Annotated in this window: 14 protein-coding genes; 5 read left to right on the top strand and 9 right to left on the bottom strand. The window is 47.6% G+C overall.

Annotation, left to right across the window (positions count from 1 at the left end; translation table 11 throughout):
• The first annotated feature begins 14 nt into the window (after nucleotides 1-14).
• The 4 genes from ACOSVP_RS02730 to ACOSVP_RS02715 all read left to right on the top strand — a co-directional run bounded on the left by ACOSVP_RS02730 (nucleotide 15) and on the right by ACOSVP_RS02715 (nucleotide 3307).
• Entirely contained in the window at nucleotides 15-1742 is a 1728-nt protein-coding gene (locus ACOSVP_RS02730) for a proline--tRNA ligase (RefSeq protein WP_487345980.1), read from the top strand.
• Between the two features lie 113 nt (nucleotides 1743-1855).
• Complete coding sequence (gene arsC, locus ACOSVP_RS02725; protein ID WP_487345979.1) at nucleotides 1856-2200, top strand: arsenate reductase (glutaredoxin); 345 nt, start codon at nucleotides 1856-1858, stop codon at nucleotides 2198-2200.
• On the top strand, nucleotides 2200-2802 hold the full coding sequence (gene wrbA, locus ACOSVP_RS02720) for an NAD(P)H:quinone oxidoreductase (RefSeq protein ID WP_487345978.1): 603 nt from the start codon (nucleotides 2200-2202) through the stop codon (nucleotides 2800-2802). The genes arsC and wrbA overlap by 1 nt, the downstream gene beginning before the upstream one ends.
• Before the next feature lie 100 nt (nucleotides 2803-2902).
• Nucleotides 2903-3307: a DUF2069 domain-containing protein gene (locus ACOSVP_RS02715; RefSeq protein WP_487345977.1), complete on the top strand. Its 405-nt coding sequence runs from the start codon at nucleotides 2903-2905 to the stop codon at nucleotides 3305-3307.
• Nucleotides 3308-3324: 17 nt separating this feature from the next.
• Here ACOSVP_RS02715 and yegD read toward each other — a convergent pair whose 3' ends face one another.
• A complete protein-coding gene (gene yegD, locus ACOSVP_RS02710; protein ID WP_487345976.1) occupies nucleotides 3325-4686 on the bottom strand; it encodes a molecular chaperone in 1362 nt (453 codons plus the stop codon).
• A gap of 165 nt (nucleotides 4687-4851) precedes the next feature.
• Between yegD and ACOSVP_RS02705 the strand changes: the two genes are divergently transcribed.
• Nucleotides 4852-5847, top strand: coding sequence for a GGDEF domain-containing protein (locus ACOSVP_RS02705; RefSeq protein WP_487345975.1), 996 nt, complete (start codon nucleotides 4852-4854; stop codon nucleotides 5845-5847).
• Nucleotides 5848-5941: 94 nt separating this feature from the next.
• On the opposite strand, the gene ACOSVP_RS02700 is transcribed toward ACOSVP_RS02705, so the two are convergent.
• From ACOSVP_RS02700 to miaA, 8 genes are all read right to left on the bottom strand, one after another.
• Complete coding sequence (locus ACOSVP_RS02700; protein WP_487345974.1) at nucleotides 5942-7240, bottom strand: adenylosuccinate synthase; 1299 nt, start codon at nucleotides 7238-7240, stop codon at nucleotides 5942-5944.
• 40 nt (nucleotides 7241-7280) lie between these two features.
• Entirely contained in the window at nucleotides 7281-8456 is a 1176-nt protein-coding gene (locus ACOSVP_RS02695) for an ATP phosphoribosyltransferase regulatory subunit (protein WP_487345973.1), read from the bottom strand.
• A gap of 14 nt (nucleotides 8457-8470) precedes the next feature.
• The gene (locus ACOSVP_RS02690; RefSeq protein ID WP_487345972.1) at nucleotides 8471-8668 is read right to left on the bottom strand and encodes a DUF2065 domain-containing protein; all 198 of its coding nucleotides are present in this window, start codon (nucleotides 8666-8668) and stop codon (nucleotides 8471-8473) included.
• A gap of 119 nt (nucleotides 8669-8787) precedes the next feature.
• Nucleotides 8788-9654: a protease modulator HflC gene (gene hflC / locus ACOSVP_RS02685; RefSeq protein ID WP_487345971.1), complete on the bottom strand. Its 867-nt coding sequence runs from the start codon at nucleotides 9652-9654 to the stop codon at nucleotides 8788-8790.
• Entirely contained in the window at nucleotides 9654-10892 is a 1239-nt protein-coding gene (hflK, locus tag ACOSVP_RS02680) for an FtsH protease activity modulator HflK (protein ID WP_487345970.1), read from the bottom strand. Before hflK ends, hflC begins: the two co-directional genes overlap by 1 nt.
• A gap of 38 nt (nucleotides 10893-10930) precedes the next feature.
• A complete protein-coding gene (hflX, locus tag ACOSVP_RS02675; protein WP_487345969.1) occupies nucleotides 10931-12220 on the bottom strand; it encodes a ribosome rescue GTPase HflX in 1290 nt (429 codons plus the stop codon).
• Between the two features lie 36 nt (nucleotides 12221-12256).
• The gene (hfq, locus tag ACOSVP_RS02670; protein ID WP_055464247.1) at nucleotides 12257-12502 is read right to left on the bottom strand and encodes an RNA chaperone Hfq; all 246 of its coding nucleotides are present in this window, start codon (nucleotides 12500-12502) and stop codon (nucleotides 12257-12259) included.
• Between the two features lie 88 nt (nucleotides 12503-12590).
• On the bottom strand, nucleotides 12591-13523 hold the full coding sequence (miaA, locus tag ACOSVP_RS02665) for a tRNA (adenosine(37)-N6)-dimethylallyltransferase MiaA (RefSeq protein ID WP_487345968.1): 933 nt from the start codon (nucleotides 13521-13523) through the stop codon (nucleotides 12591-12593).
• Between the last annotated feature and the right edge of the window lie 3 nt (nucleotides 13524-13526).

Here is a 13526-nt window from a genome sequence, read left to right as displayed (position 1 = left end):
AAAGACGACATATTATGCGCGCAAGCAACTATCTTTTTTCTACCCTACGTGACGCTCCTTCTGATGCCGTAGTAGCCAGTCACCAACTTATGATCCGTGCGGGTATGATCCGCCAAGTATCTAAAGGCTTGTACACCTGGCTACCAACGGGTGTAAAAGTTCTTAAGAAAGTAGAAAACATCGTTCGTGAAGAAATGCAAAAGGCAGGCGCTCTTGAAGTGATCATGCCTGGCGTTCAGCCAGCAGAACTTTGGGAAGAAACAGGCCGTTGGCAAAAATACGGTCCTGAGCTATTGCGCCTTAAAGACCGTCATGACCGCGACTACTGCCTTGGCCCAACCCACGAAGAAGTGATCACGGACATCGCCCGTAACGAGCTAAGCAGCTACAAACAATTGCCACTAAACGTATTCCAAATCCAAACCAAATTCCGTGACGAAGTTCGTCCACGTTTTGGTGTGATGCGTTCACGTGAGTTCTTGATGAAAGACGCCTACTCGTTTCACGCTAACAGTGAATCTCTGCAAGAAACTTACGATGTAATGCACGCGGCTTACTGCAAAGTATTCGATCGCATTGGCCTAGATTACCGTCCAGTACAGGCGGACACAGGCTCTATCGGTGGTGCTTACTCACACGAGTTCCATGTATTAGCGGATTCTGGCGAAGACGATATCGCGTTCAGTGATTCTTCTGATTTTGCTGCCAACGTAGAGCTGGCTGAAGCGGTTTGTCTAAAACAAGCAGCCGATGCACCAACCGAAGAACTAAAAGAAGTGTTCACACCAAACTGCAAAACAATTGCAGCTGTAGCGGAATTCTTAAATCTTCCAGTTGAGAAAACCATCAAGACCATGTTGATCAAAGGCGTGGACGAAGACGGCGAGCCAAACATCATCGCTCTAGTGCTTCGTGGTGACCACTCGATCAACGAAATCAAAGTTGAGAAAATCAAAGGCGCGGTAGCACCATTTGAATTCGCCTCTGAAACGGACATCATCGCTAAGATCGGCTGTCAGCCTGGTTCGATCGGTCCGCAAGGCCTAAAAGCAGCCGGTATTCGCGTGGTCGTTGACCGCTCTGCTGCCGTACTGTCTGACTTTTGTGCCGGTGCTAACAAAGACGATTACCACGTGACTGGTCTAAACTGGGCACGCGATTGCGACGAGTTTGAAATTGCTGACATCCGTAATGTGGTAGAAGGCGATCCTTCTCCAGACGGCCAAGGTAAGATCGTGATCAAACGAGGTATCGAAGTAGGTCACATCTTCCAGCTAGGTCAAACTTACTCTGAATCAATGAAAGCCACTGTGCTTGACGAAAACGGCAAAGCACAAGTGATGTTCATGGGCTGTTACGGCATTGGTGTTTCACGTGTGGTTGCAGCGGCTATCGAGCAGAATTTTGATGAGCAAGGCATCAAATGGCCGCAATCGATTGCACCATTTGAGCTAGCGATCGTCGGCATGAACTACGAGAAGTCAGAAGAAGTTCGCGAGGCCTGTGAAACACTGTACAACGAACTACAAGCAAAAGGCGTTGACGTGATCCTTGATGATCGTAAAGAACGCCCAGGCGTGAAGTTCTCTGACTGTGAGCTACTAGGCATCCCACACCGTATCGTGGTCGGTGACCGCGGCTTGAAAGAAGGCACGCTTGAATACAAGAGCCGTGCAACTGGCGAAGGCGAAGACATTGCCGTCACTGACGCCGTGGCTTTCTTACTAGAAAAACTAGCGTAAGCTAATCCCAAAAAAGCAGAATGAGCGGACCTCATTCTGCTTTTTTATTTGCGTCTTGGTTCGCATAAGACGCCATACTTTCAGCTATATTACATCCATTATTGAGGCCAAGTATGACGGTTATTTACCACAATCCTCGTTGCTCAAAATCCCGCGAAACACTGGCTCTACTTGAGCAAAACAACATTTCCCCTGAAGTGGTTTTATACCTGCAAACACCACCCACGGCCGATACCATCAAAACATTGTTAGCACAGCTAGGCATGACCTCTGCACGCGAACTGATGCGCATCAAAGAAGACATTTACAAAGAGCTCAACCTTAAAGACGAGCACAATGAAGATGCCTTGATCGAGGCCATGATTCACCACCCTAAGTTGATTGAGCGCCCAATTGTAATCCATAACGATCAAGCGAAAATCGGTCGACCACCAGAATCTATACTTGAGCTATTCTAATGAGCGCGACCAACATCCTAGTGGTGTTTTACTCACGCCACGGCTCCGTGGCCGCCATGGCCAAGCACATCGCCCGCGGTGCGCAGCGTGTCCCGAATACTAACGTTGTCGTGCGACAGCTTCCGGAAGCTTCGTTTAGCCACGAGCAAACCAGTGCTGCGATTCCAGATGACGGCTATCCCTACTGTGAGCTCGAAGACTTCGTTAACTGCGATGGTCTAGCAATTGGTTCACCATCCTATTTTGGTAGCATGGCCGCACCAGTGAAACTGATGTTGGATCAAACCAGTCCGATCTGGATGAGTGGTCAGTTGGCCGATAAGCCAGCTTGTGGCTTTGCCAGCGCCAGCACCATGCACGGCGGCCATGAAATGACCATTCAGTCGATGATGATCCCATTGCTACACCATGGCATGATTTGGGCAGGCCTTCCCTACAAAAACCGCGACCTGATCGCGACGGCGACGGGCGGCACTCCTTATGGCGTGACCCACTTTGCCCCGCATACGCAATACACAGGACTGAGTGATGAAGAGATCAACTTGTGTGAAGCACAAGGTCAACGTATTGCCGAACTTGCAGCCAAGCTAAAGAAACGCTAACGGCCTGCAGAGCAATGCGACCTAGATCAATGATGGGCGAACTATTAGCACGTATTATAGTTCGCTCTTTCATTCACAGAGCATGCAGCAGAACTCAGCCATGGCAAAACGTTTTTCCATCTCCGCAGCAGAGCAGCTGCACTACGACACCCTATGCCGTTCTTACCGCCCTATTCTTATCCTTAATCATCTGGGCTTAATGCTGGTCATCGCTTGGTGGCATCTGATGCTGTCAGACATCGAGCTACAGCACCCACTAGTATTGTTAAGCGCAATTTTACTGCCTCTTGCCCTATCCCTATGGGGCAGTGTAAACGGCAGCTACAAGGGGGCGATTGGCGTGTGCTTTATCAGCCTGTTTTACTTTACCTCAGGCGTCACCCACTGGTTCCATCCGACCCTTTGGCCAATCGGTATGAGTGAAGCACTACTGGGAGCCGGATTGTTTTGCTTAGCCATGCTGTACGCACGTTGGAAAGGATTAAGCGAATTACCCATCGCTTAATCCTAGAAGAGAAAGGTCTAGCGGAAAATGCGATCGGCCCAGACAGTTAGGCCACTGGCAACACTGCCAAAGTGGTCGCCATCGAGCAATGGAATATCACCAATGTGCTCACGCACGGCTGCCTGAATCACAGGTGACTTGGCAGAACCACCGGTCATGTAAATCACATCTGGGCGCTCACCCGCTTGATCAATGGCATCTTGCATCAAGGCAACCATTTTCTCGACCGGGTGAATAATGGCTTGCGCCAGCTGCTCACGTTCCAAATCCAGCTGTAGACCCGCCTCGATGTAGCTTAAATCCACGTGCATTTTCATCGCATCGGAGAGCTGAATCTTAGCTTCTTCAGCGTCTTTGACGATGTGGAAGTTATGCTTGTGTTCACGCAGTGTTTTAAAGCGATCCATTAGCATTGGCTGCACCATATCCAACCGTAAGTGATCCATTTGCAGCTTGGTTTCAAGGCTATTGAACGTGGCTTGCGCCGTCACATCGTTGGTCGTCACGGCATTCCAGTACAGCTGCGTTGGCATAGGCAAGCCGGTCTTAAGCTCAGCCCCCATACCAAACAACGGCATCATCTGACGCCCAGCCAGTTGAATATCCAAATCGTTACCACCCACTCGCTCACCCGTATAAGCCAAGAAGTCGTTACTACGGTCAAGGCGATCTCGGTAACTTGGTCCCATACGCACCATAGCGCAGTCACTGGTACCACCACCGATATCCACCACTAATACCGTTTGGTCTTGCTCTAGGTTTCGCTCAAAGTCCAAGCCTGCCGCAATCGGCTCGTATTGGAATTCCACGCTTTCAAAGCCAGCACGACGCGCTGCAACCGTTAAGATTTCCAGTGCTTGCTGGTTGCTCTCTTCGGCATTGATCCCCTGAAAATTAACCGGGCGACCAATCACTGTGTGCTTCATTTCCTGCTTAAGACTCGCTTCAGAACGGCGCTTAACGTTCATCATCATGGCCGCAACCACATCTTCAAAAAATTGAATGTGCTCAGCACGCAGTCCAGAGCCGCCTAAAAAGGATTTAGGGGATTTAACAAAGTAACCTTCATCAGGGAATTGGTAGTACTCAGAAAACGCTTCACGACCAAAAAACAACACCTGATCATCGGCCTCGTAGTCTTCTTCAACACGAAAACGTCGAGCACGACTTAAGATGCCTTTACGACTTTCAATAAAGTCCGCACGTAAGCTCTCTGATAAACCTTTGGCGACAGCTTCACTAATAAAATCGCGACTTAGTGCATACACTGTTGAGGGCAGATAACGGTGATTATTTTCCAGCTCAGCCAATACCGGCTTTCCGTCTTGCATAATACCTAAAGCACAGTTCGACGTACCGTAATCAAATCCACAATACACTTGGGCGACCTCTTAGAAATATGATTGGGGCGCGGACTCTATCACACTCTGGGCGCAATCATAAGATGAATCGCCTCGCTTAATTAGTTCTGTATCGCCATATCCATAAGGTTTATAATGCTTTAGTTCATAGTCAAACATATGTAGCCACCTAGGGGATTAGGTTTGAGCATTTCCAACAACATCCTGCACCATATCGAAAATTTTACTTCGCAACGCGACAAGGAATTGCTTGCTTTTAGCCTGCTTAAAAGTATCCGTGACATTTTAAGCCCAATCCGCACTTCGATTCTTACCTTAAACGGCCAGGATGAGCCGACTATGGAAATTTCACTGAGTAACAGTGAATCGTGCGAATACCGCTACCAAGATATCCGTGTCCCAGAAAGCACTCGGGCGTCTCTTGATTACATCAACACTTGGCATCTTGATGAGCTAATGAAGGCTCACGATGATCAGTACACTTCGTTTCATGTCTTGCAACAAAGTCGCCAGCAGAACCAATATTTGATCATTACCTTGGACAACAAACCAAGCCGGTCTGAAAGCTACATCATCAAGGGTATGCTGAGTATTTACAGCAATTTCAGCTCCTTGCTAGCGGAGTCGCAAACCGACGAACTGACTGGCTTAATGAACCGTAAAACGTTTGAAGAGTCGATTGTAAAACTTTACCAAGGCACCGCTTTTACCGATGACAATGACATGCGCTCTAATTGGATTGCCATCATTGATATCGATAACTTCAAGCTGATCAACGACAGTGCCGGCCACCTATATGGCGACGAGGTATTAATCCACGTATCACGCGTTCTGCAGCAAACTTTCCGCCAAGATGACATGCTGTTCCGCTTTGGTGGCGAGGAGTTTGTGGTGATGATGCGCAATCTTACCCGCGATGAATGTGCACAAATGTTAGAATCACTTCTTATCAACGTGCAATCGATTGTGATGAATAACCTTGATCCAATTACCTTAAGTGCTGGCGTGTGCGAATTCCAAAAAGACACTTTCCACGTCACCCTGATGGACCAAGCAGATCAAGCGCTCTACTACAGCAAGCAAAATGGCCGCAATCGCATTACCTTCTACGATGAAATCGTGGCAGCGGGATTAGCAAAATCGAATGATGTTGAGACGGGCGAAATCGATTTATTTTAGTCGTTAAGCAAATCGAACTCATAAGCCTAACAAGCTCTGTTCAGATACAAAAAAGCCGAGTCATTTGACTCGGCTTTTTTTATCAAGGCTCTTATTAAGCTTTGAATGGGTCACGAAGAACGATTGTTTCGTTACGATCTGGACCTGTAGAGATGATATCTACTGGCACGCCAATCTTCTCTTCGATGAACTTGATGTAAGCTTGAGCATTCGCTGGAAGTGCTTCAAAGCTCGGCGCACCGACAGTTGACTCAGACCAACCAGGCAGTTCAACGTAAACTGGTTTCGCTTGCTCGTAGCTTTCACTATCCACCATAGAACCAGACATTGGGTTGCCGTTTGCATCTTCGTAGCCAACACACACTTTGATCACTTCTGAACCGTCTAGTACGTCAAGTTTCGTTAGACAGATACCAGAGATTGAGTTGATCTGAACCGCGTGGCGAAGCACCATCGCATCAAACCAACCACAACGACGCTGACGACCAGTAGTTGCGCCGAACTCGTGGCCACGCTCACCTAGACGCTTACCATCTTCACAGAAAAGCTCTGTTGGGAAAGGGCCAGAACCTACACGAGTCGTGTACGCTTTGGTGATACCTAGTACGTAGTCAAGGTATAGAGGACCAAAACCTGTACCTGCAGGCGCACCACCAGCAGTCGTGTTGGAAGACGTTACGTATGGGTAAGTACCGTGGTCAACGTCTAGTAGAGAACCTTGCGCACCTTCGAACATGATGTTCTTGCCTGCTTTACGCAGATCGTGCAACAGGTTAATTGTGTCAGTTACCATTGGACGCAGGAATTCAGCCATTTTCAGACCTTCTTCGTAGACGTCATCAAAAGATACTGGCTCAACTTTGTAGAAGTTTTCTAACATGAAGTTGTAGTATGCCAGCACTTCTTTCAATTTCTCAGCAAAGCGCTCTTTGTCTAGAATGTCCGCAACACGGATCGCACGACGAGCCACTTTATCTTCGTAAGCAGGACCGATACCACGACCTGTTGTACCAATCTTCTTGTCGCCTTTCGCTGCTTCACGCGCTTGGTCCATGGCAATGTGGTATGACAGGATCAAAGGACACGCTGGGCTAACTTTTAGACGCTCAACGGCAGGAACGCCTTGCTCTTCAAGCTCAGCTACTTCTTTTTGCAATGCTGCAGGAGATAATACAACACCGTTACCGATGATACACTGAACACCGTCACGAAGGATGCCAGAAGGGATCAAGTGCAATACGGTTTTCTTACCGTCGATTACCAATGTGTGACCAGCGTTGTGACCACCTTGGAAACGCACTACCGCAGCTACGTCTTCTGTTAGAAGGTCAACGACCTTACCTTTACCTTCGTCACCCCATTGAGTGCCTAGAATAACAACGTTCTTACCCATTTTTATGGTCTCGCTTAAAATTTTGAAAACCGAAAATCGATTATTTAACTGAAACTAGTTCCCAGTTGTCGCCCTGAGCCACTAACTGGAAATCAAAATCTGATGCATTGGTACCGTCATCAAGCTGCTGAATGACACGGTAACCTTCTTGGCGCAAAGTTTTTACTTTCTGCCATAGCGCATCGTTATGTGTAGCTGGCGCTAGCACACTTGAACGCTCAGAAACCGTTACATCAGCTAAAAAAACCAATGTCTTAACATCTGTACTAAAGCCTGTTGCTGGACGAGAACGACCAAATACTTCACCAATGAAGTTATAACGTCCGCCTCGGGCAACCGCATTACCATGTCCTGGCACGTAAGCCGCAAACACTAGACCTGTGTGGTAGCTGTAAGACTCCATATCTGACAGGTCAAAATGCAGACCTACTGCAGCAAAGCGAGTCGCAACCACGTCAGCTACCGCACGAATTTGAGCTAGCGCATTGGAAACTGAGTCACTTACACCAGACAACGCCGCTTCCGCACGATCTAGCACTTCAACACCACCACATAGACGAGGCAGTACTGAAAGCCACTGTTTAGCACTTTCATCAAGATCTGTTGTCGCAAGGAAAGCTTCTAATTCAGGCAAGCCTTTAGCGCGGTATAGATCCGCAAGCTTCGCCTCTTGCTCACTTGTCAAACCAGATGCTGCCATGACACCACGGACGACATCAATATGACCAACGTCTAACACAACCTTAGACAAGCCGGCTTGTGTTAGGGTATCCAACATAAGTGACAGGATTTCCAAATCACTTTCGATACCACTATGGCCGTATAGCTCTGCGCCTAGTTGAATTGGGCTACGGGTACCATCAAGTCCTGCCGGAGTCGTGCGCAGCACACTACCACAGTAACTTAGGCGTTGTACGCCATCATTTTTTAGACAGTGGGCATCAATGCGCGCCACTTGAGATGTGAAGTCTGCTCGGATTCCCATTAATCGGCCGGACAATTGATCAATCACTTTAAAGGTTTCGATCTCTAGGTCAGAGCCTGCGCCGATTAGTAAAGAATCTAGGTACTCGATTAGAGGGGGAATGACCAATTGGTAACCCCAACTTTCGTGGAGATTAAGCAGCGTTCTTCTTAGATGTTCAATTTTTGCGGCCTGTTTCGGTAAGGCCTCATCAACACCATCTGGAAGCAACCAGCGATCTGCTAGCGTCATTAAACTGTATCCTCTTAGCTTCGGGTCAGTAATAGGAGCGTTAATCCAAGAAACATACTCACCGCCCCAAGCACTCGCAAGTTTTTATCCGAACTCGCGATCGCTCTTACCATCATTTCTCGCCATAAGTTTGGCTTCAAAAATGGTAAAACCCCTTCAGCAATCAGTAGCAAACTGAAGCCGACTAGAAGCGAATGCAACAATTCCTGCATAGACTCTCTATATTTTGACCATTAAAAAACCGGGCTTAACCCGGTTTTGCTGATTCTATCACGATTATACGACTGACTTACAGGCATATCCACCTACAAGTCAGCCAAAAACCGACTCTTTATTTGGTTTCTTTAAAGTACTTAAAGAATTCGCCTTCTGGATCCAAGACAAATACGTCGCCACTGTTCGCGAAGCTTTCTCGGTAAGCCTGTAGGCTACGGTAGAAATCAAAGAATTTTGGATCTTGCTGGTATGCTTCAGCGTAGATCGCAGCCGCTTGCGCATCACCGTCACCACGAATCATTTCCGCATCACGTTGCGCTTCTGCTTCAAGCACCACACGCTGGCGGTCAGCATCCGCACGAATACCCTCTGCAAGCTCTAGACCTTTAGAACGGTGCTCACGTGCTTCACGCTCACGTTCAGTACGCATACGTTGATAAACAGACTCACTCACATCAGGCGGTAGATCAATTCGCTTCACACGGATATCAACAATAGTAATACCTAGCTCTCTCTGCGCCACTTCATCGATTCGATCACGCAACTCCGTCATCAACTCTTCACGCTGCCCAGATACCACTTCGTGCATGGTACGCTCACCAAATTGGTTACGCAGACCCGTATCAACACGAGAAGAAAGCACTCGGTTGGCAACAAATTCGTCACCAGAGGTTGCTTGATAGAAACGCGCTACGTTAGCGATTTTCCACTTTACATATGAATCCACGATCACAGCCTTTTTCTCAAGCGTTAAATAACGCTGAGGGCGTGAATCCATGGTCAAAATTCGTGCATCGAACGTTTTTACATCGTTCATGATAGGTAGCTTGAAATGCAAGCCAGGCTGAACATCGTCACGAACAATCTCACCGAACTTCAATACCACCGCACGTTCAGTTTCTTTCACTACGAAGAGTGTTTGAGAAGCCACTAAAACCGCAGCCAATACGATAAACAAAATCGCAAAAGATAGGTTTTTCATTAGTTTCTCCCTTCTCGAACCGAACCAGCTGTTTGACGATTGCGAATTTCTGCAATCACTTGATCAGTTAACGAACTGATCGAAGAAGCGTTCAAACCACTCGCATTTGATGATGTTGGACGCTGCTTCATGATTTGATCAAGCGGCAGGTACATCATATTATTACCATTTTTCGTGTCAATAATGACCTTGTTGGCATCTTTGTAGATGGTTTCAAGCGTTTCTAGGTATAAACGCTGTTTCGTAACCGCCGGCGCTTTCACGTACTCTTGGTATAGGCGATCGAATCGATCCGCTTGACCTTGGGCACGAGCTACGATCTCAGAACGGTAGGCTTCAGCCTCTTCACGAATACGCTGAGCACGACCACGAGCTTCTGGAATGATACCGTTAGCGTAGGATTCAGCTTCGTTACGAACACGTTGCTCATCCTCTTTTGCCTTGATTACGTCGTCAAACGCCTCTTGCACTTGCGTTGGTGCTTGAGTGTTTTCTACGTTGACTTTAGAGATCAGAAGACCTGTACCGTAAACGTTGATGTAAGACTGCAAACGATCTTTCACATCTGCCGCCAATACTTCACGACCTTCAGTCAAGATCTGGTCCATCTCAGTGGTACCCACCACGTGACGCAACGAACTTTCTACCGCCTGCGCCAAAGAATCTTCTGGTGAACGCACGTTAATGACGAAATCACGTGGATTATCGATCGAGTACTGAACCGATACACCGACCTCAACAATGGCTTCATCAACCGTCAGCATTAGTGCTTTGTGATCGTGAGAACGAACCTTGGTCACGTTAACCTTGGTCACAGAGTCAATCATTGGTGGATTCCAATGCAAACCCGGCATCACTGTCTCATGGAATTTACCAAGACGTAGTACCACACCACGCTCTTGCTGGTCGACCTGGTAAATACCAGTAGCCGCCCAAAGCGCGAACAAACCAACGACAACCACGCCCAGTAAACCGCCACTAAATTTGCCGCCCATGCCTGAGCCGCCATTAGAGCCGGAACCACCATTGCCGCCGCGTTTTTTCTTCACGCCAAGCATGTCCATCAGCTTATTGAAGGCTTCATCTAGATCAGGTGGCGCTTGATCTTTACCACCGTTCTGACCTTGACGGCCCCAAGGGTCATTATTGGGCTCTTGGTCACGCCCCCCATTTTTATTACGGTTTTTATCCGTGTTCCATGGGTCGTTGTCGTTATTACCCGGTTCATTCCAGGCCATACTACATCTCCACTTTCTTGTAATGATAATCCGGTGACTTAGGCTGCCTGAATTTGATCTTCAGACACACCTACTCTAGCAAGAATCTGTAAATAATCCTTGCGAGGTAAGCATAATTCAAGCACAGATTGCCCTAACTCATTGTAAGTTTCCCCTTTGACAGCACCCTGCTCAAATAACATCGCACGAAAACGACCTAAATTCGCTGGCACCACAATGGTTTCTTTGACAATGTCTTCAGACAATAATTCCGCAATGGCTTGCTCTAGTAAATCAATACCAATCCCTTCTCGAGCAGACAACCAAACTCGCACAGGGTTCCCGTGCTCATCACGATCTATACGCGGCTCACCCGTTGGCAGAGCATCAATTTTGTTAAAGACTTTTAGTGTCGGCAGCTCATTAGCACCGATCTCTTCTAATACTTCTTCAACTGCCGCAATGTTGTCATCACGACTGATATCCGCCGCATCCACTACATGCAATAGCAAGTCGGATTCAGCCGACTCTTTCAGAGTCGCTTGGAAGGCCTTCACCAAACGGTGTGGCAGTTTACGAATGAAACCTACCGTATCCGCCAACACCACGGTACCAACCTGCTCGAGATCAAGACGACGTAAGGTTGGATCCAAGGTCGCGAACAACTGATCGGCCGCATACACATCGGCGCCAGTGGCACGGTTAAACAAGGTCGACTTACCGGCGTTGGTGTAACCGACAAGGGAAATTGTTGGCACATCCGAACGAGAACGGGCACGGCGACTTTGATCTCGCTGTGAGTTTACCTTCTCAAGACGTTTTTGGATGGCTTTAATGCGCTCACGCAGCAAACGACGGTCAGTTTCCAACTGAGTTTCACCTGGACCACGCATACCAATACCGCCTTTTTGGCGTTCAAGGTGGGTCCAGCCACGAATCAATCGTGTTGACATATGTTGCAACTGAGCAAGCTCGACCTGCAACTTACCCTCATGGGTACGCGCACGCTGAGCAAAGATATCCAGAATCAGGCCGGTACGATCCAGTACACGACATTTCAAGACACTTTCTAGATTTCGCTCTTGGGAAGGAGATAAGGCATGATCGAAAAGCACTACTTGAGCATCTTCTCGAATTACTATTTCTTTGATTTCTTCTAGTTTGCCGGTACCTACAAAGAACTTTGAATCAGCTCTTTGCCGAGACCCTGTTACGACTGCAACAGGATCTGCACCAGCAGAGATAGCGAGTTCTACGAACTCTTCTGGTCCATGATTGTCGTTTAGATCATGAAAATCGATGTGAACCAGGACAGCAATTTCACCACTTTCAGGGCGTTCGAAAAACAAGTTATATAACCTCTGTTTGTCCTAGTTAGAACAAACTTATTCTGCTGTATCTTCCGCCTGATCAGGGGACGGTAGACGGATAGTACGAGAAGGAACAACTGTCGAGATTGCGTGCTTGTAAACCATTTGGCTTACAGTGTTTTTCAACAAAATCACGAACTGATCAAATGACTCGATTTGTCCCTGCAATTTAATACCATTCACAAGAAAGATAGAAACAGGTACTCTTTCTTTACGAAGTACGTTTAGGTAAGGGTCTTGTAGTGACTGCCCTTTTGACATCGGAATCTCCTTAAGCAAGCAAACTTATAATTAAAATATTGGCAAAACAATACTATAGATAGTACACCAAATCTTTCTTGATTTCCCCTTATATAATCTTGCTTTCCAAGTATTTCAAGGTTTGTCCTAAAAGATCTTGATTTAAACTATCAAAAATAGCCAGATCGTCCCAGCCACGCAACCAAGTATGCTGACGTTTTGCTAATTGCCGCGTCGCGACGATGCCTTTAAAGACCGCTTCTTCCAGCGTATCTTCACCTTCTAAATATTGCCACAACTGACGGTAGCCAACACAGCGTACCGACGGCATATCAATGGTCAAATCACCGCGAGCATAGAGGGCTTCCACTTCCGCCAAAAAGCCCTGCTCCATCATGATGTGAAAACGCTCTTCTATGCGTTGATGTAGCACTGAACGCTCCTGCGGCATCACGGCAATATTCACCAAATCAAATGGCAACTCTTGCGCTTCTTGCTCCGCCCACCATTGAGTCATGGTCTTGCCAGTTAAACGGTACACTTCGATCGCCCGCTGCAAGCGTTGCGAGTCATTCGGATTAATACGTGCCGCCGCCACAGGATCGATTTGTTTCAATTGATCGTGCAAGCTAGCCAAACCAAATTGCGCTGCATGCTGTTCGAACTCCGCACGAATATCGGCGTCAGCTGGCGGCATCAGCGCCAAGCCCTTCTGCAACGCATTGAAGTACATCATGGTGCCGCCCACCAACAAAGGCGTTTTGCCTTGGGCAATAATATCCGCCACTTCACGCTGGGCATCTGCCATAAAATCGGCTGCAGAGTAGCTTTCACTCGGATCAATAATATCGATCAGACGATGAGGCGCCTTGGCTAGGGTTTCAGCATCAGGCTTTGCCGTACCAATATCCATTCCTTTGTAAATGAGCGCAGAATCGACACTGATGATGTCATAGCCATATTGGCTAGCCAGTTCGACTGCAAGGCCTGTTTTACCGGAAGCGGTTGGCCCCATCAAACAGACAACTTTAGGTTTGGACATATC

This window comes from Marinomonas sp. HM11-D (genome assembly GCF_057626615.1).
The sequence above is the reverse complement of the archived record's forward strand: the minus strand, read 5'-3'. Positions and strand labels throughout refer to the sequence as shown.